The sequence below is a fragment of the Streptomyces sp. C genome (assembly GCF_000158895.1).
Taxonomy (GTDB): domain Bacteria; phylum Actinomycetota; class Actinomycetes; order Streptomycetales; family Streptomycetaceae; genus Streptomyces; species Streptomyces racemochromogenes.
In genome coordinates this window covers 7,423,495-7,445,827 of sequence record NZ_GG657750.1, presented here as the reverse complement: position 1 = coordinate 7,445,827, position 22,333 = coordinate 7,423,495, and the positions used below count along the sequence as shown (strand labels likewise).

Here is a 22,333-nt window from a genome sequence, read left to right as displayed (position 1 = left end):
GGCCAGGTCCGCCACCTTGATCACGGGCTGCCGGGCGCGGCCGGGATGCTCTCCGCGCAGCGCCCCGTGCTCGCTGTGCAGGTCCTGGTGGGCGGTGGTGGGTCCGGGCGGGCGGGCGGGGTCGTTCGACATGGGGGCTCCGTCAGGGGTGGCTCGAACGGACCAGAGTCCGATGAGAAACTCGTAACTGATAGAAGCATCAGTCTTGAGGGTGCCATCGTCAAGTGGTCAAGTGATGGAGTCATCAGTTCTGAATGCGCCTAGACTGGCGGTATGCCGAACCAGCTCGACACCACCGACGGCCCTGCGAGCGCGAACCGCTTCGAGCGCCGCCGTGCGCGCACCCGCCAGGCGCTGATCGCCGCCGCGCGGCAGATCCTCGCCGAGACCGCAGAGGCCTCGGCCAGCATCCAGGAGATCGCCGCACGCGCTGACGTGGGCTTCGGCACGTTCTACAACCACTTCGAGACCAAGAACGACCTCTTCGACGCCGCGGTCGGCGACGCCCTGGAGGAGTACGGCCAGCTCCTCGACAGCGCCACCGAAGGCATCGACGACCCGGCTGCGGTCTTCGCCGCCAGCGTCCGCCTCACGCTGCGGCTGGCCGCCTCGCACCCCGAGATCACCCAGATCCTGCGCCTGCGCGGCCTGCCACACATCAACGCCGCCACCGGGCTCGGGCCGCGCGCCCTGCGCGACCTGGAGATCGGCAGGGCGTCCGGCCGCTTCACCTTCGACGACCCGCTCGTGGCGCTGTCCGCGGTCGGCGGCGCGCTGATCGGCCTGCTCCAGCTCAACTCGGCGCGGGACCTCGGCGCGGAGGCCGGCGAGCACATGGCCGAGATGATCCTGCGCATGCTCGGGCTCCCCGCCGACGAAGCCCGCGAGATCGCCGCCCGCCCCCTGCCCGACCTCCCCTGACCCCGGCCTGCCGACCGCACACCCGTCCGGAGCCCCGTCCGCCCTCGATCCTCTCGTAGGGCGTGGCGGCGAGTCATGGCCGCCGCTGCCGTCCGGGGTGGTGCTGGTGACGGTGTGCGGGCTGGTCAGCAGGGTGATCAAGGAGCGGCCAGACGCCAGCCAGCCCGCCACCGACCCGCGTGAACCACACGGGCAGGGAACGTCAGGTCAGGCTCCACGACCACGTCCCGTCGGCGGTGACGAGACAGGCGAGGACCACCAGGTCTGCCACGCCCAGCGCGACGCCCAGGCAGGCCCGGCCCGGCCGGGCCGTGTGCCGCCGAAGGGCGAGTACCCCGAGGACGACGGCGGTCGGACCGAGGAGCAGGTTCATCACGAGCAGGCCCACGAGCCCCAGGACGAAGGCCGCGACGGCCATCGCGTCGCCGTCCCCGGCGCGGGCCCGGGTCGCGGTGCGGGCGGGGGAGTCGGTTCGAGGGCTCATCGCCGGCCCCCTCGTCCGGAGTGGGGCCGTCCTGACGGGCGGCGGGCCCAGAAGCGCTCGCGCGCGAGGAAGACGGCGAGCCAGAGGGCGATGGCCAGGCCGGCCACCGCGCTGACGGGAACGGGAACGTGAGCCACGGTGCCGAGGACGACCCCGAACACCAGCAACGCACCTACGAGGAAGAGCATGAGACGTCCTCCTATTGAGGTAACAGTTGTACACTGACTACCCAGTTCAGTTTGCCTCATGCTGGCGCCGCCCCGTGGGACGCGGTTGACTTCGCGTCATGAGTCCGCACACCGGTGTCCGCGAGACCCAGCGCCGCCGCACCCGGCGCGCCCTCCTCGACGCGGCCTTGTCGGAGCTGGAGGAGCGCAGCCTCGGCAGCCTCGGCCTCAGGGAGATCGCCCGGGCAGCAGGGGTCACTCCCACCGCCTTCTACCGCCACTTCCGGGGCGTGGGCGATCTGGGAGCCGCGCTGGTCGAGGAGGCGCTGGCGAGCCTGCACGAAACGGTGCGCGCCATCCTCGCCGCCACCGGGGACGCCGAGCAGCGCGGTGACGCGGCGGTGGGGCTCGTCGCCGAACTGGTGCGCAGTCGGCCCGCGCACGTCCGTTTCCTGGTGGGCGAGCGCCACGGCGGGGTCCCGGCGGTACGCGAGGCCATCGCCAGGCAACTCGACGCCTTCGCCGCGGAGATCGGGGCCGCGCTCGGGGCCGATCCCCTGAGCGCGGACTGGGACGCCGACGACGTGACGATGCTCTCGCGGCTCCTGGTGGACCACATGTTCATGACGGCGTCGGCGCTCCTCGCCGCCTCGTTGCGGGGCGAAGACTGGGCGGCCGCCCTCGGCACGGCCCGCCGCCAGCTCCGCCTGATCCATCTGGGGCGGGTGCACTGGGCCGGGTGACGTGGCGGGAGGCGCCTGGAGACGCCCTTACGCGGCCGGGTTCCGCGCCGCGTCCGGGGCCGGGAGCGGGGCCACGACCAGGAAGGCGTCCCGCTCCAGGTCCATCACCACGGTCGCCCGCTCGCCCCGCTCGCGGCACCGGGCCGCGTACTCCTCGGCGAACCAGCATCCGTGCGGATGACCGGCGGGAAAGGAGTCCAGCACCTTCGTAGCGCGCACCGCCACCACCTCCAGAGCGACGAACCGTCCTCACGGGCCTGTGCCCCGAGCCCCGGCGCCCATGCACGTCGCCCGCGGGACCGGCCGCGCTCCACAACGGGAGGTTTACCGTCGCCGGCCGCGAGCAAGAGAGCGTTCACGACCGAGCCGGTACATCGACGAGGAGGTCCCCATGTCGGGTGAACAGAAGGCCAAGGCACACGCCGAGCAGGCCAAGGGCAAGGCCGAGGAAGCCGTCGGCCGCGCCGTCGGCAACGACCGTATGGTCTCCGAGGGCCGCGCCGACCAGGCCAAGGGCGACGCACGCCAGGCCAAGGAGAAGACCAAGGACGTCTTCCGCCACTGATCCGGCGCAGTCCCTTGGACGACCGGCCCCCGCCCCCTCCCCCGGGTCGGGGGCCTCGCCGTGCCCGGGGCCCCCACGACTGTCGGGCCCCCGCACCGGGGCGGCGGCAGGCGCACCTCCTGGCTGCTGTGTCACCACAGAAGTTGAGCCAGAACCGGAACTGGTTCTGGCTCGCTTTCCGTGAACCGGTCACACGCTGTTCAGTGACGTCGGCTGCTGAGATGGTCACTGCTCACCCCTAGCTGCCCTCGACGGCGGCCGAGCTGTACGTCACCGACGCCTCCGACGGCGATCTCGCGGCCGCCGAGAAGATCCCGAAGTCGTCGATCGACGCCGAGTCCTACGAGCCGGAGAGCGGCCGCCACGTCCCGCCGGACCGGGTGTGGCCGGCGTGGCTGTGCGGGGACCACCTCGTCACCGAGCGCCGGGAGGTCCTGCGGCAGTTCGCCAACGGCATCGACGCCAAGAACCGGCGCGTATACCGGGCGTTCCTCGCCTCTGTCCGCGTCCTGGGCGAGGGCCTCGACATCACCGGCGAGCGCGGGGTGGAGGCGATCTGCTTCGCCGACACCCGCGGCTCCCAGGTCGAGATCGTCCAGAACATCGGCCGCGCCCTCCGCCTCAACAAGGACGGCTCCACCAAGGTCGCCAGGATCATCGTGCCCGTCTTCCTGGAGCCCGGCGAGGACCCCACCGACATGGTCGCCAGCGCCGGCTACAAGCCGCTGGTGGCCGTGCTCCAGGGCCTGCGCAGCCACGACGAGCGCCTGGTCGAGCAGCTCGCCTCCCGCCTCCTCACCAGCGGCAAGCGCAGGCTGCACGTCCGGCGCGACGAGGACGGGCGGATCGTCGGCGCCGGCGGGGATGGCGAGGACCAGGAGGACGGCGCCGACGCGGCAGCAGAGTCGGCGCTGCTGCACTTCTCCAGCCCTCGGGACGCGGCCACGATCGCCGCGTTCCTGCGCACCCGGGTGTACCGGCCCGAGTCGCTGGTGTGGCTGGAGGGCTACCAGGCTCTGTTGCGCTGGCGGGCGGAGAACGAGATCACCGGCCTCTACGCCGTGCCGTACGACACCGAGACCGAAGTCGGCGTCACCAAGGCGTTGCCGCTCGGCCGGTGGGTGCACCAGCAGCGCAAGGCCCTGCGCGCCGGGGAGCTCGAGGACCGGCGCAAGGTCCTCCTGGACGCGCCGGAGGCCGGGATGGTCTGGGAACCCGGCGAGGAGGCGTGGGAGGCCAAGCTCGCCGCCCTCCGGACCTACCGGCGGGCCACCGGCCACCTCGCGCCCCGGCAGGACGCCATGTGGGGCGAGGACGACGAGATGGTGCCCGTCGGGCAGTACATGTCGGCGTACACGTGAACGTGCCCAGTCCCGTACGGATGAACGTGCCCAGCTGCTGACGTAGTGGGGATCGTTCGTGGGCAGTCTGCCGCTGGCCTGTTCGGGGTGGTGGAGGGCGGCTGACCGTGGTGTTGGATCCGCAACGGTGGATGGAGCTTCGACGCTTTCGTGGGCTGTTTGACTCCGGGGCTATGAGCCTGTCGGAGATCGCAAGAGAGACAGGGCTCAACCGCCGGACGGTCCGCAAGTACCTGTCCTCCGGGGCCCCGGCCGCACCGCCCCAGCGGGCTGGGGCTCGCCGAGGTCGCGCCCGTCGATGGATGGTGGATGAGGTCGCGCCGCTGATCGATGCGATGCTGCGGTCGGAGATCCTGATCAAAGGTGCCGTGGTTCACGAGCGGCTGGTGGGCGAGTACGGCTTCACCGGCACCTACCAGCGAGTGAAGCTCTACATGCAAGAGGCCCGCCCCCGCATCGCTCAGGAACTGGGCATCAGCCCTGGCGAGTTGGCTGGTCTGCACCGCAGGTTCGAAGTCGTGCCCGGGGCTCAGGCCCAGGTCGACTGGGGAGACGAGGGCCAGATCCTCGCCCACGTGGGCATCCCGAAGGTCTACTCGTTCCACATGACGTTGTCCTACTCACGTGATCCGTTCTGCTGCTTCACCACCAGCCAGGACCTGGCCACCTTCTTCGACTGCCATCGGCAGGCCTTCGCCCACTTCGGCGGGGTGCCTATGTCGATCGTCTACGACCGCACCAAGACCGTCGTCCGCCGGCACGTCGCACCAGGCGAGGCGGTGCCCCTGCACCCGGAGGCGGTCGGGTTCGCCGGCCACTACGACTTCGACATCGATGTGCTGGCCGCCTACCGGCCCACCGGAAAAGGCCGGGTCGAACGTCAGGTCCTGATCGTCCGCGACCACGTCATCTCTGGACGATCCTTCGCCTCCGTCGAGGAACTCGACTCGGCCTTCAACGCCTGGGTGCCCCTGCGCCGGGCGAAGGTGCACGGCACCCACGGCGAGGTCATCGGCCATCGCGCGGTCCGCGACCACATGGCTCTGCGACCGCTGCCGACGACGCCCTACGTGATCACCCAGCGGCACCTTCGCCATGTCGGCAAGGACTGCCTGGTTGCCTTCGACGCGAACCTCTATTCGGTGCCGGCCCGCAAGGTCCGCCCGCGTCAGCTGGTGGAAGTGAGAGCCACGAAGTCCCAGATCATCCTTCACTCCACCGTTCCCGACGCCAACGGCGACACGCTCCTCGCGATGCACCGCAGGGCCGTTGGCCGCGGAGCCTGCATCGTCGACGAGAAGCACTGGGACGGGCTCCCCGACGGAAAGAACAGGCGGACCACCACCGGTGATGTTCCTCCTCAGCGCCGCCAGCAGGGCGCCGCCGGCGAGGAGGCCCTCTCGCTGATGGCTCTCCTGACCCGGGCCGCGGCCGTCCGAGTCGAGGTCGGCCGCCGGCCCCTGTCGGTCTATGACGAACTGACCGGAACGCGTCCCTTCACCGCCCACCCCACACCGGAGGAGCCCAGTTGAGTGAGTTGGTCAGCACCCGCATCCGCACCACGGCCGCCAAGCTCGGTCTGCCCCACCTGGCCGAGAGCCTGAAGCAGTACGCCGGTCGGGCGGACGAAGCCAAGATGGGCTACCTCGACTTCCTCGACCTCGTCCTGGCCGAAGAGCTCGCGGTGCGTGACGACCGCCGCTTCCGACAGGGCCTGCGGTTCTCCAAACTGGCGCACCACAAGACGCTCGACGAATACGACTTCACCTTCCAGCCCGAGCTCGACCCCCGCAAGATCAAAGACCTTGCCACCCTCGCCTTCGTCGAGGCCAAGGGCAACGCGGCCCTGCTGGGACCACCCGGAGTCGGCAAGACGCACATCGCAGTCGCTCTCTCGGTCGCTGCTGCCGGGTCGGCTTCTCCGTCTACTTCACCACCCTCGACGACATGGTCCGCCAGCTCAGGACCGCCGAGGCATCCGGGCGGCTGAACAGCAAGCTCCGCACCTATCTCCGCCCCGGAGTCCTCGTCGTTGATGAAGTCGGCTACCAGCCGCTGGAGCGGGCCGAGGCCAACCTGGTCTTCCAGGTGATCTCCAAGCGCTACGAAAAGGGCTCGATCATCCTGACCTCGAACAAGACCTTCAGCGAATGGGGCCAGGTGTTCGGTGACGAGGTCCTCGCCACCGCCATCCTCGAACGCCTCCTGCACCACTGCGACGTCGTCTCCATCAACGGACCCAGCTACCGTCTCAAGAACCGACTCGCCGCCATCGAGCGCGATGCCAACGTGGCCTGATCAGCCGAAGTAGACGTCTCCCCATCGACATCCCGTCGGCTTCCTAGCCGGGCCGGCGGGCGGGCAGCCCCGCCTTGGCACGCCAGTAGTCAGCGTTGCGTGGTTCGGCCAGCCATCCGATCAGGCATTCAGCGCCTGCACGGAAGGCCTGGGGAAGCAAGGCCAGATCAGCGATGTCATGGCTGAAGGCATCAACGTCGTGGGTGCCGTGATCGGTATCGCACCAGCAGGCAACGTTCACCGCCGCGTCGACCGCGAGCTGGCCTAGGTCTGTCCAGACGACCTGGAGCAGGAACTCCATCTGGTCGCTCCCGTCGACATGCTCAATGACGTCCAGGCCGAGGATGATCGGCGTCCCTGGCTGAGGTCCAGGGAAGACCGCGTGTTCCAGAGCCCATTCCCATTCCGCCCCAGCTTCGTTGACACGAGCCGCCTCAACAGCACGGGCCCCGTCCCTCAGGAATTCCACGCCAGCAGGCGACAGGCCGGGAAACAGCGTGGTCAAGGGGATGTCGTCGAAGGCGCCTCGTTTCATGCGTCGATCATCAGGTCTCTCCGGCTCACGAGCCAGGAGTTTCTACCCCGAGGCTCCCTCTGTCCTCACAAGACGGCGCTTTGATGGCCGCCAAGCTGAGCACGTTCATCCGTACCTTGCTGAGCACCTCAATGAGTACGCGGACAGTACATGGCCAACCTCCGCAGGAAGGGCGCGAAGAACGGGCTCGGGAAGAACGATGACACCGCTACGACCCGGGCGGAGCAGCTCGCCGCGATCGACAAGGACTGGAACTGCCCGTGGCCTCTGGACTGGCAACGGCACTGCCGCGTCGTGGCCGACCTAGTCGACGCCGACGGCGTCCTGCCCGACATCGCGCCCGGCGTGTTGATGGATGGCGACGACATCGGCAAGTGGCTCCAGCAGCAGAAGCAGCCGGCTACCTGGGCGCGGCTCCTGCCCGAGCAGCAGGAGCGACTGACCACGCTGGGCGTACAGCCTGACCAGGCGCCCTCTCCCGCCCCCACAGGCAGCCGCGGGGCGAAGGGGGCCGACCAAGGCGCAGCAGGCATTCCAGCGGGGCCTGGCAGCCCTCACGCAGTGGGTTGAGCGGGAAGGCGCCCACCGGCCCGTCCCCCACGCCCACGCCCACGCCCACGACGAGGAAATCGCGATCGACGGCGAGGCGGAACCCGTCGTCGTCAAGCTGGGCGTATGGGTCTCCAACACCAAAGCCCGACGCCAAAAACTCACCGCCGACCAACTCGCCGCACTCACGAAGCTGGGCGTGGACTGGGCATGACGCCGAACAGCCAGCCTCCGGAACCTATGGTCTCGGAGGCTCGTGCGTGGGCCTCGCTGTCGGCCCCGTCGCTGCAGGTCAAGCGTGCCTTGCCGCTGTGCCGGGCCACCAGCCGAACCCGGGCAGGGATCCTCGGCCGCGCCTCAGCAATCTACTGCTCCAGTTCCCTGACCAGGTCCTCTGCGGTGTAGTTGCACTCGGCCTCGATCTCCAACGCCTCCAGGGCGGAGCCGTAGGTGACCGTGAACCTGTCCTCGCCGTAGCCGTTGATGCGCATCAGGTAGTGAACATTCTCGTGAGCGCGCCTGCGCAGATCCAGGCTCTCGTTCCCGAGGTCGTTCCACAGATTCAGCAGGACCACGAACCTCGGCACACCGGCCGCACTGGCCGCGGCCAGGTGCTCGGCGACGTGCCCATCGATGTCATCGCGCACGTCGACTACCAGGAGCGCGCCGTCCAGCGGCCACGACTTGAGCAGGTCCCCAACACCCTCGCCGGGGCAGTCCAGGTGGATGTAGCGGCGCCGGGCTGTCTCGTAGACGAAGCGGCGGACATTACCGCCGGCTATCACCTCCGCCTCCTCGGTCTCAGTCCCCGCCTGCAGTGCAAGGTAGCGGGCCAGGGCCCGGACGGTGGTGGTCTTGCCATACCCGGCACCGCCCAGCGACGCGATGGTCACCTCGGGCTTGCCGGCCTCAGATCCACTGGCGGCCACAACCGCTCCTTCCTGCCGGCCCGCATCCGCAGCACACCGACACGCCATGATCCACAGCACACACGGCGGCCACAAGATCACCCGGTTACTTCAAGCCATTGACGGTGCAGCCATGGGCGCTGCCACGGCAAGGTCTGCGCCACGCCGGGTCTTTTTCCCCCGTTGGCGCTCAGAAGACCTGTCCTTCGTGGCCCTTGACGCCCAGTCAGTCCAGCCCGCGGTGGATGACCCGAGGGCCACGCACGGGCTGGACGCGAAAAAGAAGATGCCGGGGCCCAAGCGGGAACCGGCCGTCGACGTTGGGGCTGATCACCGCCCTCGTGCTGGCCGGCTCCGCCGATGGCGACGCCGCCGACACCGCCCTGCCCGAACCCGGGGCCCGAGCGGTGCGGGACGGCAGTCAGGACCCCCTCGTCTGGCGGGGTGTCAGTCGGTGTCGCAGGTGGTGCAGGGCCTCGGCGCGGGATAGACGTTGATGGCGTCGTTCGACACGTAGCCTTCGGTGCCCTTCCACGTCTTGATCCTCGTCCAGTCCCGGTGGGTGCCGTAGGAGGACTTGACGAAGTTGGAGCTGGCCACCGAGCCGACGGGGCCTTCTTCCTGCTTGAAGTCACCGCTGACGGTGTCCATGATCTCCACGAGGCAGTCGCCCTTGACCAGGCCGCCACCGCCCAGGGTGGCCATGCGGCCCGTCTCCGGATTCCAGCCGTACAGGTTGGGGAACGTGTTCAGTTCACCCACGCAGGTCGGCGGCACCGGCGGCACCGGCACCGGCACGCCTTCGAGGTCCTCGGCGTCCAGGATGTAGCCGGGCTTGCCGGCCAGGGTGACGCTGTAGAAGCCCTTGTAGACGGCCCCCGCATCCTTCTTCTTGGCCGGCTCCCAGTAGACGACCTGCTCGTCGTCCGGGTCCGTCGCTGTCTTGCGCACGAACCAGCCCTGCGCCTTCAGCGTCGCCTCCGCCACACAGGCCCCGGCCGGCTCGGCTACGAAGTCGTCATCGACGAAATACGAAAGCGGCGCCCCGTCCGGCATGCCGAGCCGATGGCCATAGCCCAGCGGCTTCGCATCCTCCTTGAAACGCACCCGGCACACCTCGTCCAACCCGGGACGGCCAATCGCCAGGGCAGGAGCGGGGGCAGCGGCCACCGCCGGCACCGTGCCCAGCAACGCGGCCGCGCCGACGGCCACGGCAGCCAGCCGCGCGAGGCGCGTACTCATCATCATGAGGAGAAGTCCTTTCGTCGCTCGGGACCCGACAACAGCTCCCGAACTGGTCACAAACGTCACAATCCATGCCGCGATGCGCAGGTCTGGCCGCACACCGAGCACCAGACAAGGGCCCCGCGGCGAGGCACCATACGAACCGCGGCCGCGAGACCCGCGCCGCACGAGCACAGCCCCGCCCCGCACTCAGAACCCGTCGGAAGGCTGTAGCCCCGGGACCCCAGCGGGACCGGGCACCCTGCTGCTGAACGCCCGTACTGGATCACGGTCACGGCCCAACGTCCCGCATTCACCACCACGGGGTGAGCGCCCTAGAAACTGTCCGGCGGCAGACCGTCAGCCAGGACCGCACCGTGAGCAGGTTCGCCATGGTGACACCAGCCTCATAGGCGGCGGCTTCCGCCGCCACTGACGCCACCACCGCGCGCGGCGCTGCTGGTCACCGTCACGGCGCGGGAGTGAACTCCACAGTGCCGCCGCAGCGGCTCACTCCGGCCCCCACATGCGTTCCAGGGCTGCTGCGATCCTTGCACTGTTCTGGGCGCGGGTCACGATGTCTGTGCGGAGGTCGTGCAGGGTGCCGGGGTCGTGGAGGAGGTGGTCTTCGACGACTGCCCAGCCGGGTGTTCCGTCGGGTGCGGGCAGGGGGATGAGGTGGTGGTCGGCGCGTCCGGTGATGAGGACGGCCAGCAGGGCCAGGTATTCCCGTTGCAGCTGCGGGCCGAATCCGTCGCCGTCAGGGCCGGCGAGCCGTGCCCGGCCGGCCTCCGGCCAACAGGACGCAGGTGGCGTCGGCGGCCCGGACCACCGCCTCGAACCCCGCCGGGCCCAGTCGCTCGCGGGCTCCGCGGAGGTAGACGTCGAGTAGGTCCGGTCCCTGATCTTGTGCGTTCATCCCTCTCCCCCTGTACCTGGATGCCTGGCTCGACATTACGCCCGGCCGGGAACGTTGCCCGGCGCCCGCGTCAGCCGCACCGGCCCCTGCGGCCAGGGGGCGTGCCGGGGTGCGCCGGGCGCAGTGCGCGCGTCGCCGCCGTAGCCTCTGATCGGCGAGGCCGGCGTAGGCGCCGCTCCCCGAAGCCGCCTGAGGTCGGGAGGTCTGCTGAGCTTCTTGTGCGCCGTGCGCGCCCCCGGTGCTCCTGTCCGGGCTCCCTGATCGGTTTCCGTGTTCATGCCAGGCTGGAGGCTTCCGGCGTCACCTCGCCCCGCGTCAGGACGCGGTGTGGGGCGAAGGCGAGGCGATGGTGCCGGTAGGCCAGCACATGGCGAACCTGCGCAGGAAGGGCGGTCTGGGGAAGGACGCGGAGCGGGCCGCCGTGCGCGCGCGGCAGCCGGCCGCAGTCGACGAGGACTGGAACTGCCCGTGGCCGCTGGACTGGCAGCGGCACTACCGCGTCCTCGCGGACCTGGTCGACGCCGACGGCGTCCTGCCCGAGATCCAGCCCGGGGTGCTGTTCGAGGGCGATGACATCGGGCGGTGGCTGGAGCGGCAGAAGAACCCGGGCACCGATGTCTCAACTCATCAGCGCAGGAGCCTCGTTGGTTCCCTATCCTGCCGCACTCGACCTCCCGCACGCCTTGGTCGAGTGGGTAACCATGCTCATCGTCACCCGTGAGGGTGACCGCCGGTGCAAGCTTCCGCCCCACCGGCGTGCTCTCGTCGGCCTGATCTACCTTCGCCGGCACGACACGCTCGCGGAGATCGCCGCCGGGTTCGGCATATCCGTCGGCACCGCCCACGCCTACGTGACGGCCGTCGTCGGTCACCTGTCCCGGCGGGCGCCCGGGCTGCTGCGGGTCCTGCGGGAGACCGATCCCGAACATGTCCTGCTCGACGGAACACTCGCCGAGTGCGACCGCGTCGGTGACAGCCGGGCCGACTTCTCCCAGAAGCACCGCCGCCACGGCGTGAACGTGCAGGTCGTGGCTGATTCCGCGGGCAAGGTGCTGGGGATCTCCCCTGCACTGCCCGGCCGCACCCATGACCTGACCGCGGCCCGCACCCACCGCATCCCCCGGATCTGCGAACGCCAGGGCGTTAATCAGACGGCTTCCCCACCAGGACCTCACCGCGACCCAGCGGACGGTCAACCGGGCTCTGTCAGCGGCGCGAGCACCGGTCGAACGAAGCATCGCGAGACTGAAGTCCTGGCGCGTCTTCCGCCGAGCCCGCTGCAGCCCCAACCGCATGACGGTCATCGCCGCCGCCGTCCTCACCCTCGAGCGTCAACGCTGAAAAGGCTCACTGGCCGCGAAAGAGGTCTTCCGGCTTCGCAGGCTCCGCCATGGCGAGTCCGTCTTCTCCTCAGGCGGCGCGGGTGCGTCGGCCTTCGCCACGGGATCGGGGACCAGAACCCGAAGGCACTGGCGGTGTCGGGCCACCGCGCGCTCAGCGGCTTCCCCGAGGTTGTGCCATAAGAACCAACGGTCCGCGACCTGCTTCGCCTGGGGTGCCCCGGCTGTGGCGCCTTCCCCGAAGAACGGCGCGCGGTGCCTGCAGACGACCGCGATCCCTGGCCGCTGCGCGTGCCAGGCGGCCAGGCTTGATGCCTATCGATCAGGCAGCAGATCGATCGGACGACGGGTCTCGACGTCCACCAGGACAGTGCCGTAGTGGCGGCCCTTGCGGGTGGCGTACTCATCGACGCCGACCACCCGAGGCATCGTCACCTCCGGCTCGGGCAGCGCCTCGACCAGGCGCAAGACCGTGCTCCGGTCGATGGACATGCCAAGCACGGCAGCCAGGCGGGCGCCGGCTCGACCAGCCAGGGGGAGGCCGACTGCAGTCAGGATGGAACGCAGTCGTTCGGTGCGCTGGCCGTGTCTACGGGTGAGACCGGATATCTGCTCCACGAACGTCCGACGTGGGCACTTGGCGTTCCCGCACCGGAACCGCCGGACCCGCAGCTGGAGTACGACGCTTCGTCCGGCGCTCGGGACATCAGCGAGAACCCGCAGGTAGGAGCTGTGAACCCGGGTCGAGCAGACTCCGCATTCTGGGCAGGCGGCGCCGGCCGTGTGCACTGCGCGTCAAGGCGCACGTTCTCGATATCCGCGTCCACCGACCGCACCGCAATGTCCGCGATCGCCGGGAACAACAGCGCCTTGGGCTGGAGTGCAACGTCTTCCACGACCCGGACTGTCAGCCCAGCTTCACTGACCACCGTCCATTTCCGGGCGACTTCGCATACCGTCCGGAGACGCTCAGCCGTCACTCACCGTGGCCACTGCACGAAAGCTGAGCCAGAACCCCTTCAGTGACAGCGTTTGTCGACCAGTTTGAGCGGCGGTTAGCGATCTCCGGGGCGATAAGTCTTCACGAGGTTTGACGGCGCTTCGCGTGAGTGATCTCGGCCTGCGGTCCGTGCGGAGCAGTCGTGTCCGTCGCCGGGCAGGCCCATGACGTTCAGCACGGGTTCCTCGCCCTCAGGGATCTCGAAGGTGAAGTTCGCTCCTGACTCGATCGCCGTGAGCGAGCGCTGGTTGCCGAAGGTCAACGATGTATAGGGCTCCCAGGAACAGCCGGCCCTGTCCAAGGCGGAAACGACGTCCGCGTGCTTGAGCCCTGCCGGGAAGGTGCCCGTCCCCCCGACAGCCAACGGAGGGAGTTCGACGACGTCACGCCAGGTCTGGACGCAGATGAGGGAAACCTTGCGGCAGCGGCAGACACTCAGCTCAAGGTCTCCGTAAGCGAAGAGCCGCGGCCACTTTCGGTTCCGGCTCATTGTTCCGATGTCCCACGGCTCGCCGAGTGCTACGGTCACATCGTTCCAGTCGGCTCCGCTGAACACTGGGCCCAGCCGACCTGTCTTCGCCATGCTGGTCAGGACATCGAGAATCTCCACGAGGCGGAGCCTGACAGGTGCCCTGACCGCAGTCCAGCGGTTTCAGGGGTCAACCCGCTGCGGGTTGTTCGGTTCGGGCTCGGGTGCTGGCGAGGCGGTAGGAGTCGGTGCCGGTGTCGATGATGGTGCCGTTGAAGGTGAGCCGGTAGACGATGGCCGCACAGAGGCGGGGGTCGGTGAACGTCTTGGTCCAGCCGCCGAACGACTTGTTGGCATGCCGCCGCGGTGGTCACGCCGGATCGCCGCGTACAGCTCGACCTTCGACATCCGCGGCATGGCCAGCACGTTTCACCAGGAGCATCCCGATGCTGCCCTGGCAAGAACCCCGGTACCTCCCAAACTCGTCGACATCACCCATCCGTGGAACAGGGCGCCTCCCAAACCCATCGACAAGCGACGTCGCTACTGCTCGATAAAGCCACGGCCGCTGGGCGGCCTGCGTCTGCTAGGTGGGCATGATGCAGGGCATGAATGCACACGAGATCCTCAAGAAGGCCCAAGACCTCCAGGCCGCGGAGCTGGCTGCGAAGCAGGCCGCCGTGGCCCCGCTCGCGGAACTCCTCGCCACCCGGATCCGCCTGCAGAGCCAGCTCGCCGAGACCGAAGTCCCGTACGGGAAGGCCTACGCGCTGGCGGCGGCGGCAGGCTGGTCCCCTGCCGAGCTGACCGAGATCGGGGCCACCGAGCCGACACCGCGGGGCCCCGCACCCGGCGGTCCAACCCACCGACAAGGCCGCTGCTGCCCGCGGCGAGCGACTCAGGCACCGAGATTCCTGCGCAGACTCCCGTCAACGCCTGACCTTGCTCTTCACCCGGGCAGGTACTGCTCGCCGGAACCACGGAGGTTCGGACCGGCATCCGTCACATGGCATGCGTGGCCGGCGCCGCCGCCGACCGCGGGCATTCCGGGCGATGAAAGACAGCCAGCGGCGGAGGAGGGCCGGTAGGTGGGGGCGACGGATGCCCCGTTCCGGGCCCGCCGTGCGCGCGGACCGCACCCCTGCCGTCGATCCGAACCCTGCGTAAGGCGAGCGCACCGCCCGGACGGGGCTGATGGGGGGCGGGCTGCTGCCGCGATGTGGCCGGGCCCCGTCGTGACCGCGTCGCGCCCACGCTGCGTCGTACCGGCGGGCGGCCCTGACGGGGCTCCTTGAAATCGGCCACCCCCTGCTTGGGCCGCCACAGAGTTGCTCGCGCTGATTGCCCACCCTGGCAGAGGCTGGCCTGCGGATGCGCGGCATGCGGCAGGAGCCCGCGCCAGGACCCGCCATGGGTGAACTTGGAGCCTGTTCGGCTCGCTACGGAGTGTCGCCCGTGAGGGCCTTGATGCGGTGCTCGTTCTCGCGGGGCCCTGCGCTGGGTCGGGACCGCCGGGACACCCTGGGTGCGTCGAGCGGCTGGCAGCAGGCAATGAGCGGGTGGTGAATCACCGACACCGGCGTATCGATAGCGATCCGCTGCTGCGGGGCCGGGGCATCGGGTGTGGTCGGGCAGGCAGTCGGAAAACGGTCCGCACTCCGGGCTGAGCGGCGAACGGCCCGAGCCGGGCTGCCGGCCGCTCACCGGGCAGAGGCCGCTAGAGGCCGCTTCCTTCCGCTCGTCGGATCTGGTGCGCCTCTTTGACTGATGCCCCGCAGGTGCGAATCGAGCCGGTGCTGCCGGACACGGCCGAGGATTTAGGCGCCGAGCACTCCTTGCAGTTGCAGACGCCCTCTCGCGGGTTCGGTCACCGCTTGCTCCAGACAGCATCAGACTGCTAGTGGAAATTGCAACGATATCCGCGATATGCACAACAACGCGACCCAGTTTTACAGTTGGTATTGCTGCCTAAGTCTCCCACGAACAAGCTTAGTGGTGCTCCTACTTGGTGCGGCTAAATTTGCCGCCAGACACAGGGAGAGGCTCGACGTTTCAGCGCCTAGAGATCAGATCCAGCAGTGCCGTACACTACCTTGGCGCACAGCTGCGGAGTTACTCAGGGAAAAATTTCACGCCTGCTTACACCAATAATCCGGTCGTCAGTAATGTTACCCAAGGAAACGCCGGCGCTCCGTAGAGGGAAAGGCTGTCGGCGCAGGTGTCGCGGGAACCAGCTCAGACTGGTACGGCATCGTCGGGACCTCAACCGGCGTGGACAAGGGCGGCGGAGTTTACGGCGAAGCAAGAGGTCCTGGAGTCGTCGGGAAGAGCGAGACGTGGCACGGCGTATACGGGGAGACGGCCAGCACAACAGGCAGCTCAGGAGTACGCGGGGTAAGCACAAGCTCCGCGCCCGCACTTTACGGAAAGGGAGGCATCGCCGGGCTTTTCGAACGCAAGACTGTAGCCAAAGGAGACTTGCACGCTACGACGTCGCTGAACACGTCTTCGGTCTACGCACAGTTCGGAGTGTTCACGCAGGATGTAACCTGCAAGATTCTCCATCAGACTGGAAATGACTACGCGGAGACTTTCGGGTCCGAGGATGACGCAGAACCCGGGACCGTGCTCGTCATCGGCCATGTTGGCCTGCTAGGCCCCGTGTCACACGGAATACGACACGCGCGCCACCGGAGTGGTGTCAGCCGCCGGCGGGCTATCGCCCGGCAGCATCATGCATGGTCAGACGGAGGCGGAACACCACGTGACGGTGGCTCTGGCCGGGCAGGTGTACGCCAAGGTGGATGCCAGTTACGGAGCCATCTCTGTGGGAGATTTGCTCACCACTTCGCCAACCGGGGGGTACGCGATGCGAGTAGATGATCGCGGCCGTGCGATCGGCGCGATCATGGGCAAGGCGTTGTCATCAATGAGCAGCGGAACTGGTCTGGTTCGAATGCTGGTGTTGCCTTGCTGAGGGTGACCCACCGGAGCCACCGCGGCCCGCACACGCGTGATGCGGGAAGCCCCGCTTCTCTCCCACTCGCCGCTCACCCGACCTCCCCACTCGCTTGAGAACCGGAGCAAGTGGGGGGAGGGGTGGTCGTTTCCAAGGCTCTGGCCGCAGCTCCGTGAACCCCAGGCCGCTGCGTGGGTGATGGCAGAAGCGACGGAGTCCGACTTCTGGACCGCACTCCTCCCTCTTGAGGGGGAGGAGGATCGTCCTCGGAGTTGATCCGGGTTCACGGGCCGCCCAGACACAGTGGTCGCATGACAACCCACACGGCGCACCTCAACCCGACGGCGACAGAACGGCCCGTTCCCCGATGGACTTCCAGCGCAGCCCATGCGATGCCTTTGGTCGCACTGCCTGTTTGCCTGTGGCGTCTGCCCATCGCCTTCGGCTACGGCATGGGCGGGGAGGTCCTGCCCCCGTCACCCTGGAACGTTCCCTACGTCGTCGGGCTCAGCATTCTGTCCGAGGCATTCGCACTGTTCAGCTTCGGCTTGGTACGCCGTTGGGGAGAGGTTGTGCCCGCTTGGGTCCCCAAACTGGGCGGCAGACGCATACCGCCCTTGGCGGCGATCCTCCCCGCGACGATCTGTGGCCTCTTCTTCACCGCCCTGATGGTCCACTGGGCGTTCGGGGCCTTCCGCATCGGCGGTGCTGACGGCTTCCCGTACGCCGAGGGCTGGGACGTGCTGGCGATGACGGTCAGCGGTCTGTTCACCTTGTGGGGCCCGCTGCTGCTGGCCCTGACGTTCGCGTATCACCGCCGCCGTCGCTCGCGCTGAGCTGGTACTCACGCGTTTCACGGAATCACGGGCAGAGCCCTGAAGGTTCCAAAAATCGCCATCAGCCCGCCTTACCGTCACAAGGAGACGTCACGCCGTGACGCCTCCTGAACGCGAACGCCGCTCATGCCGTGCCCGCGTCAGCGCGACGAGCAGTACACGCTGTCCGACCTCTTCCGTCGGCCGAACGGAGTGTCACTGGACTACCAGGTCGAACCGCACTGCGGGCACTCGAATCGGGGCCAGGGGTGACGGCGGCCTTCGAGCAGGGCGCACAGCGCCTCCCCGCCGGCGCCGATCGCCGCCCAGCGGGCGCGCCGCTGGCACCCTGGAGCTGGCCTTGCCCAGGAACATCGGCTGGGGCGGCAGGTGTCAGCGGCCAGTTAGAGGGCGTTTCTTTTGGTGGTTCTCGGGCCGAGCCGTGCAGGATACTGCTGTGGTGCTGTTGACGTGGATTGCTGAGGTGGCGGCCGAGCCCCTGGTCCTGGAGCCGGCTGACCGGCGGGTGGAGTGGGAGACCAACACCTGGTCGCTGAGTACGGCGGACGAGGACAGGAGTTCGTTGTCCGTCGCCGCGGTGGTGGCTGCCTTCGAGCAGACTGCTGCTGCCGTCCGGGAGCGCATTCGCAATCTGGGCTTTCCCGGCGTGGCGACGTTCTACGTGTGGCACGACGAACAGGCCGGGCAGCTTCGGTGCTCGACCGGTTCTGTGGCCCCGGATGCGTTGCCGTTCAGCGGTACCTATGTGGCTTCCGACGACCTCGGTCCGGTCGTCGAGAGCTTTCTGGCCGACAGCGAGCCAGGCTCCATCGCCTGGTCGGATCTGGACGACGTGCAGAGCGTCTCGGCAAAGACAGGGGCCGAGCCGGAGATCATGCCGTTCGGTGTCTGGGTCGCCAGTGTCGGGGCCTCACGCTGACTGTTCCTGCCCGTCTACACGGACGAGTCTGCGGTGGCGGATGAGGGCTGCGGCTATGCCGGCGAAGGCGAGGAAGTGTTCGGCCTTGCGCTCGTAGCGGCGGTGGAGCCGCCGGCAGCCAGCGAGCCAGGACACGGTCCTCTCAACAACCCATCGGTGGCGGCCGAGCCGCTGTGAGGACTCGATTCCTTTACGGGCGATGCGGTGGCGGATGCCGCGCTTGCGGAGCCATCGACGCAGGTGATCGTGGTCGTAGCCCTTGTCGGCGTGTAGTTTCGCCGGTCGTCGCCGTCGTGGGCCGCGGCGTGAGCGGATCGGCGGGATGCCCCGCACGAGCGGTTCAAGGCCTTGGCTGTCATGCATGTTCGCACCGGAGATACCCAGCGACAGCGGCAGTCCGTTCCGGTCGGTGAGCAGATGGATCTTCGATCCCAACTTGCCTCGGTCGGTCGGATTCGGTCCTGTCAGAGGCTCCCTTTTGTAGCCCGCATGCTGACGGAGTCGATCGCGCAGCGCGACCAGTCGAGTTCCCCGCGGGCGCCGAGTTCGTCGAGGATGACGCGGTGGAGGCGGGCCCAGACTCGGGCCCGGCTCCACTGGGCGAAGCGTCGGTAGACCGTCTGCCAGCTCGGGCCGAACACCGGCGGAAGCTGCCGCCAGGTGCAGCCCGAGGTCGCCACGAAGATGATCGCGGCCAAGGCCTCGCGATCACCTGCACGACGCCGGCCCCCACCTTGCGGACGTATCACCTCTGTCCGCGGGACGACCCGCCGGAACAGCATCCACAACTCGTCCGGCACCAGCCGCTCAACCAGATCCGTCATGCACGGTGCAACGAACGATCACGCCATAAGAAACGATGTCTTAGATTTCCCACTCGCGGACGCTTCGGCTCCCCGCCATGGCCACTTCAATTCCCCCTTGGCGGCCGCGTCGTGTATGCAGCGTGAGGTCATGGCCGCTGTGATGGTGTAGCGGTGGGGAGTTAATTGCACATGTCGCGGGGTGCAGGTCGCGTCCATGCTTCCTTCGGAGAGAGATAACGGCGAGGGAAGGCAACCCATTCGTCGCCCATTTCGACGAGACCGATGGTGGCGTTGCGGTCATGAGGGTGCGATGTTTTCGGGCCAAATCCTGCCGCTCCTCGGATGCCCACGGGACAGGGTCCTTGATGTGCTCATCACGGCTCGCCAAGTGCCCGGGCCAGGACCGCGAACGGCACGAGCGCGCCAACGCGGCAACGACGACGACCTGTACGCCGCGTGGGGCGGACCCTATATTCCCTGCGAACGCTGATCATTGACTCGTCGGACTCGGGGGCGGATGTGGCTCAATACAACGGCGGTGGTGACACCAGCTTGCGCCTGGGCGGCATGGCTTTGATCATCGGGCTGGTACTGCTCCTGGGTGGCGGCTGCGCTTCCATGGATGCGGAGTCCCCCAGGTGCGGCGGAGAACGCATGAAGCCGGGTGATGCCTGCGTGGGCAGCGGGTCATACGCCGGGTACGAGGACAAGAAGGACGAGGCAGGACAGGCGGCCTACTGGCTGTTACGGCTGGGCGGCGTGCTCGCCCTGGTCGGAGCGACAGCCATGGCTGCGGGCCCCATCGCCGACAAGGTACAGACACGGCGACACCGTGCACGCAGCACATCCCGCGCGCAGCGCCCTTCCACGCGGCCCACATCTCCGCCTGCCGCCGCCCTCACCGCACAGGAGATCATGGCTCTCATCGACGGCGTCGCCCCGCCCGCCCCCAACCCGGCACCGGCCGCCCCGAGACGGGCGATGGCTTCCCCGCCGCCAGAGCCGGCCTCGCGGGATCAGCTGGCCCAAGAGATCAACGACGTCCGATTCCCGATCGTGCACCTGGAAGCGGGATACGACCAGAACGACGTAGACGCCCTCCTCGCCCGGGTCCGCAGGACCCTTGAAGGCAGGGGAGCCAATATCGGCCTACCCCTCATCCAGGCGGCCACCTTCCGAACGGCCGGGCACCGGCAGCCTGGCTACGACCGCAGGGCCGTCGACGCCTTCCTGAAATCTCTCGAAAGCTCGCTGGGTAACAGCCAGCCGCGTCGTTAGCGCCGGCGCCGCCCTATGGTCAGCGCGGGACGCCTCTACGTTATTCACGGTTCGGAATGACGTGGCGGCCGGTATCGCCCTCACCGGCATCCTCACCAGCCTCACGTACGGGTGGCTCCTCGCCTCCTCCGAAGGCCACGGCTTCGCCTACTGGCTGTTCCTCACCCTGATCGTCGCCGTCACCCTCGGGGCCTTCTGCGTGATGCCCTACGCCCTCGTCCGCGGCACCGTCGGCCGCCGATGACCCGCCCGAGCCGGGGCAAGCCGTCCTGACAGCGCCGCCAGCCCCGGACACGGACAGGCCCCTCCCGGTGCACACCACTCCTGCGCCTTAGCGCGCCCTGTTTCGGATTGCCTACGTCTCGTACGGCACGACGGCCCCATCGGCGGCAGGCTGGTCGGTGGTACCGCTGCGGGAGAAGCCAGCCTTGGCCAGGACACGGCCGGAGGCCGGGTTGGCGGGGTGGTGCATGGCTTCCACCCGGTCCAGGCCGACGGTGGTGAAGGCGAAGGCGACGACCTGCTGGGCGGCGTCGGTGGCGAAGCCGTTTGCCCCAGGTGTCCTCGCGCAGGATGTAGCTGGTGGTCGCCATAAGGGGTGAGCGGCGGCGCAGGGCGATGAGGCCGATCATCTCGTCGGCGGCGAGGGTACCCCAGCTCCACTGCGCAGTCTCGGCCGCCCGTACGAGGGCGCTGCGGATCTTCTCCTGGGCCTGGTCGAGAGAGAGCGCGCGGCCGGTGGTGTACCGGACCGAGGCGCCGCCGTAGACGCGGGTGAGGGCGGGGGGGTCGTCGAAGGTCAGGGCGCGCTGGGTCACCATGCTGCGGTCAGTTCCCCTTGGCGGTGGGGCGGTCGGCAGGGTCGGGGGCCAGGCAGGCGATGATGGTGGCTTCGAAGGCGGGGAACGGCCAGGGCCGTACGTCGGCCAGCGGGTTGGTGCTGCCTTTGGCGATAACGGCCAGCTTGTCCAGGCGGTCGATGCTGTCGTCGTAGGGGCCGGGGCGGTGGCCGGTCCAGCACCAGAACAGGGAGGCGCCCAGGCTCCACCGTCGGCGGCCGGCGGTGCCTGCAGGTGTTCGTCGGCTGAGGTCGCAAGGACGGCGGCGGCGATCTCGGGGGCGGTGGTATGGGTCAGGGCGCCGCGGTACGGCAAGCGCCGGTCGGTGTCGGGGCCGCAGGCGAGGGCGTAGTCGATGACCTCGGCGCGGCCACCTGGGGTGATGAGGGTGTTGGTGGGCTGGACGTCGGCGTGGGCCCAGCCGGCGGCGTGCAGGCCGGCCAGGTGCTCGGACCAGGTGCGGGCGATCTGCTGGAGCCAGGGCCGGACCGAGGGCCGGTCGCCTTCAGGGCCGCGGGCCAGGGCGAGCGCCCGCCACAGCGGGACGCCGTCGACCCAGCCGACCGCGAGCCACCGCCCTCCGTCCCAAGACCCGGCGTCGATGCGGTAGTCGGGGCGAAGGGCCCCGGCCTAGGTGAGGCGCAGGAGGTGCTCGTCCTCCTGGGCCATCTCGGCGGCCTTGTCCCGGGCAGTGGCCCCGTCGGGGCTGTTGGCCTTCAGGGCCACGGCTCCCCGAGTTCCTTGGATCTTCCAAGCCCGGGAGCCGCGCCGGTCGCTCAGGAGGCTTGTGGTGATGGGATGCCGAGCTGTTCGGTGAGGCGGGTGAGCCCATACCGGGGGCGGAAGCGTTTGGCCCATGTCTTGAGCCCCTTCCACTGGTCGGGGACGTGCTCGAGGAGGTCGCGGCCGTCGTCCTCGGCGACGGCGAGCGCGGCCGCCAGGTCCGGGGTCGCGGTGAGGAAGCGGGGGTCGTGGCGGCGTACGGCGGCCCTCATCGGGAGGAACGAGACGGGGAGCGCCCAGGGGGCAAGGCGCGGGTGTCGGCGGCGCGGGTGTCGGCGGCGCGGGTGTCGACGGCGCGGCCTTCTCAGCTACCCCTCGACGCCTATGAGAAACGCATAACGTTGGCACGCATGAGCGGCGGGCGGCCGGGCACACGACGGCTCGGAGGTTGATAACCATGGTTCCCCTGCTCCTTGTTCTTCTGCTCGCT

At 68.8% G+C, this 22,333-nt stretch carries 20 protein-coding genes and 7 pseudogenes; 14 read left to right on the top strand and 13 right to left on the bottom strand.

Annotated features, from left to right (window positions below):
• Nucleotides 1–273 precede the first annotated feature (273 nt).
• On the top strand, nt 274–921 hold the full coding sequence (locus SSNG_RS33175) for a TetR/AcrR family transcriptional regulator (protein ID WP_007268337.1): 648 nt from the start codon (nt 274–276) through the stop codon (nt 919–921).
• A gap of 202 nt (nt 922–1,123) precedes the next feature.
• Here the strand turns inward: SSNG_RS33175 and SSNG_RS33170 are convergent, their stop codons facing one another.
• Together SSNG_RS33170 and SSNG_RS33165 are read right to left on the bottom strand one after the other, a co-directional pair.
• Nucleotides 1,124–1,405, bottom strand: coding sequence for a hypothetical protein (locus SSNG_RS33170; protein WP_007268336.1), 282 nt, complete (start codon nt 1,403–1,405; stop codon nt 1,124–1,126).
• A complete protein-coding gene (locus SSNG_RS33165) occupies nt 1,402–1,593 on the bottom strand; it encodes a hypothetical protein (RefSeq protein WP_007268335.1) in 192 nt (63 codons plus the stop codon). The genes SSNG_RS33170 and SSNG_RS33165 overlap by 4 nt, the downstream gene beginning before the upstream one ends.
• Nucleotides 1,594–1,691: 98 nt before the next feature.
• Here SSNG_RS33165 and SSNG_RS33160 point away from each other — a divergent pair, with 98 nt between their 5' ends.
• On the top strand, nt 1,692–2,315 hold the full coding sequence (locus SSNG_RS33160; RefSeq protein ID WP_007268334.1) for a TetR family transcriptional regulator: 624 nt from the start codon (nt 1,692–1,694) through the stop codon (nt 2,313–2,315).
• Nucleotides 2,316–2,342: 27 nt separating this feature from the next.
• Here the strand turns inward: SSNG_RS33160 and SSNG_RS33155 are convergent, their stop codons facing one another.
• A complete protein-coding gene (locus SSNG_RS33155; RefSeq protein ID WP_206731357.1) occupies nt 2,343–2,534 on the bottom strand; it encodes a hypothetical protein in 192 nt (63 codons plus the stop codon).
• A 172-nt stretch (nt 2,535–2,706) separates the two neighbouring features.
• Here SSNG_RS33155 and SSNG_RS40600 point away from each other — a divergent pair, with 172 nt between their 5' ends.
• The 4 genes and pseudogenes from SSNG_RS40600 (at nt 2,707) to istB (ending at nt 6,539) form a co-directional block, all read left to right on the top strand.
• Entirely contained in the window at nt 2,707–2,880 is a 174-nt protein-coding gene (locus tag SSNG_RS40600) for a CsbD family protein (protein WP_128637301.1), read from the top strand.
• 242 nt (nt 2,881–3,122) lie between these two features.
• Nucleotides 3,123–4,229: pseudogene (locus tag SSNG_RS33150) on the top strand (Helicase associated domain protein); the annotation flags it as partial.
• A gap of 119 nt (nt 4,230–4,348) precedes the next feature.
• The gene (istA, locus tag SSNG_RS33145; RefSeq protein WP_042802587.1) at nt 4,349–5,773 is read left to right on the top strand and encodes an IS21 family transposase; all 1,425 of its coding nucleotides are present in this window, start codon (nt 4,349–4,351) and stop codon (nt 5,771–5,773) included.
• Nucleotides 5,770–6,539: pseudogene (gene istB, locus SSNG_RS45465) on the top strand (IS21-like element helper ATPase IstB). Before istA ends, istB begins: the two are co-directional and overlap by 4 nt.
• Nucleotides 6,540–6,582: 43 nt before the next feature.
• Here istB and SSNG_RS33135 read toward each other — a convergent pair.
• A complete protein-coding gene (locus SSNG_RS33135) occupies nt 6,583–7,074 on the bottom strand; it encodes a hypothetical protein (RefSeq protein WP_128637298.1) in 492 nt (163 codons plus the stop codon).
• A 141-nt stretch (nt 7,075–7,215) separates the two neighbouring features.
• Here SSNG_RS33135 and SSNG_RS33130 point away from each other — a divergent pair.
• Nucleotides 7,216–7,837, top strand: a pseudogene (locus SSNG_RS33130) (helicase associated domain-containing protein); the annotation flags it as partial.
• 151 nt (nt 7,838–7,988) lie between these two features.
• Here the strand turns inward: SSNG_RS33130 and SSNG_RS33125 are convergent.
• Both SSNG_RS33125 and SSNG_RS33120 read right to left on the bottom strand, forming a co-directional pair.
• Nucleotides 7,989–8,552: a GTP-binding protein gene (locus tag SSNG_RS33125; protein ID WP_042802585.1), complete on the bottom strand. Its 564-nt coding sequence runs from the start codon at nt 8,550–8,552 to the stop codon at nt 7,989–7,991.
• 426 nt (nt 8,553–8,978) lie between these two features.
• Nucleotides 8,979–9,779 carry an SH3 domain-containing protein gene (locus SSNG_RS33120; protein ID WP_129593368.1) on the bottom strand — a complete coding sequence of 267 codons (801 nt, stop codon included), beginning with the start codon at nt 9,777–9,779 and terminating at the stop codon, nt 8,979–8,981.
• A 1,187-nt stretch (nt 9,780–10,966) separates the two neighbouring features.
• Between SSNG_RS33120 and SSNG_RS33115 the strand changes: the two are divergent.
• Nucleotides 10,967–11,287, top strand: a pseudogene (locus tag SSNG_RS33115) (helicase); the annotation flags it as partial.
• Nucleotides 11,288–11,318: 31 nt separating this feature from the next.
• Nucleotides 11,319–12,015, top strand: a pseudogene (locus SSNG_RS40595) (transposase family protein).
• 314 nt (nt 12,016–12,329) lie between these two features.
• Here SSNG_RS40595 and SSNG_RS44405 read toward each other — a convergent pair.
• The 4 genes and pseudogenes from SSNG_RS44405 to SSNG_RS40585 all read right to left on the bottom strand — a co-directional run.
• Entirely contained in the window at nt 12,330–12,506 is a 177-nt protein-coding gene (locus tag SSNG_RS44405) for a hypothetical protein (protein WP_241695292.1), read from the bottom strand.
• A gap of 216 nt (nt 12,507–12,722) precedes the next feature.
• Nucleotides 12,723–12,803 (bottom strand): annotated as a pseudogene (locus SSNG_RS44400) (hypothetical protein); the annotation flags it as partial.
• A 266-nt stretch (nt 12,804–13,069) separates the two neighbouring features.
• Nucleotides 13,070–13,624, bottom strand: coding sequence for a hypothetical protein (locus SSNG_RS38330; RefSeq protein WP_007268319.1), 555 nt, complete (start codon nt 13,622–13,624; stop codon nt 13,070–13,072).
• A 49-nt stretch (nt 13,625–13,673) separates the two neighbouring features.
• A pseudogene (locus tag SSNG_RS40585) lies at nt 13,674–13,838 on the bottom strand (ATP-binding protein); the annotation flags it as partial.
• Nucleotides 13,839–16,247: 2,409 nt separating this feature from the next.
• Between SSNG_RS40585 and SSNG_RS41430 the strand changes: the two are divergent.
• The 3 genes from SSNG_RS41430 to SSNG_RS33095 all read left to right on the top strand — a co-directional run bounded on the left by SSNG_RS41430 (nt 16,248) and on the right by SSNG_RS33095 (nt 18,197).
• The gene (locus tag SSNG_RS41430) at nt 16,248–16,460 is read left to right on the top strand and encodes a hypothetical protein (RefSeq protein ID WP_129593367.1); all 213 of its coding nucleotides are present in this window, start codon (nt 16,248–16,250) and stop codon (nt 16,458–16,460) included.
• A gap of 293 nt (nt 16,461–16,753) precedes the next feature.
• The gene (locus SSNG_RS33100; protein ID WP_042802579.1) at nt 16,754–17,278 is read left to right on the top strand and encodes a hypothetical protein; all 525 of its coding nucleotides are present in this window, start codon (nt 16,754–16,756) and stop codon (nt 17,276–17,278) included.
• 436 nt (nt 17,279–17,714) lie between these two features.
• A complete protein-coding gene (locus SSNG_RS33095) occupies nt 17,715–18,197 on the top strand; it encodes a hypothetical protein (RefSeq protein WP_241695186.1) in 483 nt (160 codons plus the stop codon).
• Here the strand turns inward: SSNG_RS33095 and SSNG_RS40580 are convergent.
• Nucleotides 18,189–19,021, bottom strand: a protein-coding gene (locus SSNG_RS40580) for an IS5 family transposase (protein ID WP_128637296.1) whose coding sequence is annotated in 2 segments (ribosomal slippage) — nt 18,189–18,665 and nt 18,668–19,021 — 831 coding nt in all. Because the reading frame shifts where the segments join, the coding sequence is not laid out codon by codon here. The two genes, SSNG_RS33095 and SSNG_RS40580, sit on opposite strands and share 9 nt — an antisense overlap.
• A 549-nt stretch (nt 19,022–19,570) precedes the next feature.
• On the opposite strand from SSNG_RS40580, the gene SSNG_RS33085 reads away from it, so the two are divergent.
• Both SSNG_RS33085 and SSNG_RS33080 read left to right on the top strand, forming a co-directional pair.
• Nucleotides 19,571–20,281, top strand: coding sequence for a DivIVA domain-containing protein (locus SSNG_RS33085; protein ID WP_165365051.1), 711 nt, complete (start codon nt 19,571–19,573; stop codon nt 20,279–20,281).
• A 61-nt stretch (nt 20,282–20,342) separates the two neighbouring features.
• Nucleotides 20,343–20,525: a hypothetical protein gene (locus tag SSNG_RS33080; RefSeq protein ID WP_007268311.1), complete on the top strand. Its 183-nt coding sequence runs from the start codon at nt 20,343–20,345 to the stop codon at nt 20,523–20,525.
• Between the two features lie 111 nt (nt 20,526–20,636).
• Here the strand turns inward: SSNG_RS33080 and SSNG_RS44395 are convergent, their stop codons facing one another.
• Both SSNG_RS44395 and SSNG_RS40575 read right to left on the bottom strand, forming a co-directional pair.
• Nucleotides 20,637–20,771, bottom strand: coding sequence for a GNAT family protein (locus SSNG_RS44395; RefSeq protein ID WP_241695285.1), 135 nt, complete (start codon nt 20,769–20,771; stop codon nt 20,637–20,639).
• 1,125 nt (nt 20,772–21,896) lie between these two features.
• The gene (locus SSNG_RS40575; protein WP_007268307.1) at nt 21,897–22,115 is read right to left on the bottom strand and encodes a hypothetical protein; all 219 of its coding nucleotides are present in this window, start codon (nt 22,113–22,115) and stop codon (nt 21,897–21,899) included.
• Nucleotides 22,116–22,333 lie beyond the last annotated feature (218 nt).

Coding starts and splice junctions, on each gene's coding strand:
- SSNG_RS33085 (WP_165365051.1), top strand. CDS start 19,571: ATGGCTTTGATCATCGGGCTGGTACTGCTCCTGGGTGGCGGCTGCGCT.
- SSNG_RS40600 (WP_128637301.1), top strand. CDS start 2,707: ATGTCGGGTGAACAGAAGGCCAAGGCACACGCCGAGCAGGCCAAGGGC.
- SSNG_RS33170 (WP_007268336.1), bottom strand. CDS start 1,405: ATGAGCCCTCGAACCGACTCCCCCGCCCGCACCGCGACCCGGGCCCGC.
- SSNG_RS44405 (WP_241695292.1), bottom strand. CDS start 12,506: ATGTCCATCGACCGGAGCACGGTCTTGCGCCTGGTCGAGGCGCTGCCC.
- SSNG_RS33175 (WP_007268337.1), top strand. CDS start 274: ATGCCGAACCAGCTCGACACCACCGACGGCCCTGCGAGCGCGAACCGC.
- SSNG_RS33100 (WP_042802579.1), top strand. CDS start 16,754: ATGACAACCCACACGGCGCACCTCAACCCGACGGCGACAGAACGGCCC.
- SSNG_RS33135 (WP_128637298.1), bottom strand. CDS start 7,074: ATGAAACGAGGCGCCTTCGACGACATCCCCTTGACCACGCTGTTTCCC.
- SSNG_RS33165 (WP_007268335.1), bottom strand. CDS start 1,593: ATGCTCTTCCTCGTAGGTGCGTTGCTGGTGTTCGGGGTCGTCCTCGGC.
- SSNG_RS33120 (WP_129593368.1), bottom strand. CDS start 9,779: ATGATGATGAGTACGCGCCTCGCGCGGCTGGCTGCCGTGGCCGTCGGC.
- SSNG_RS40575 (WP_007268307.1), bottom strand. CDS start 22,115: ATGAGGGCCGCCGTACGCCGCCACGACCCCCGCTTCCTCACCGCGACC.
- SSNG_RS33160 (WP_007268334.1), top strand. CDS start 1,692: ATGAGTCCGCACACCGGTGTCCGCGAGACCCAGCGCCGCCGCACCCGG.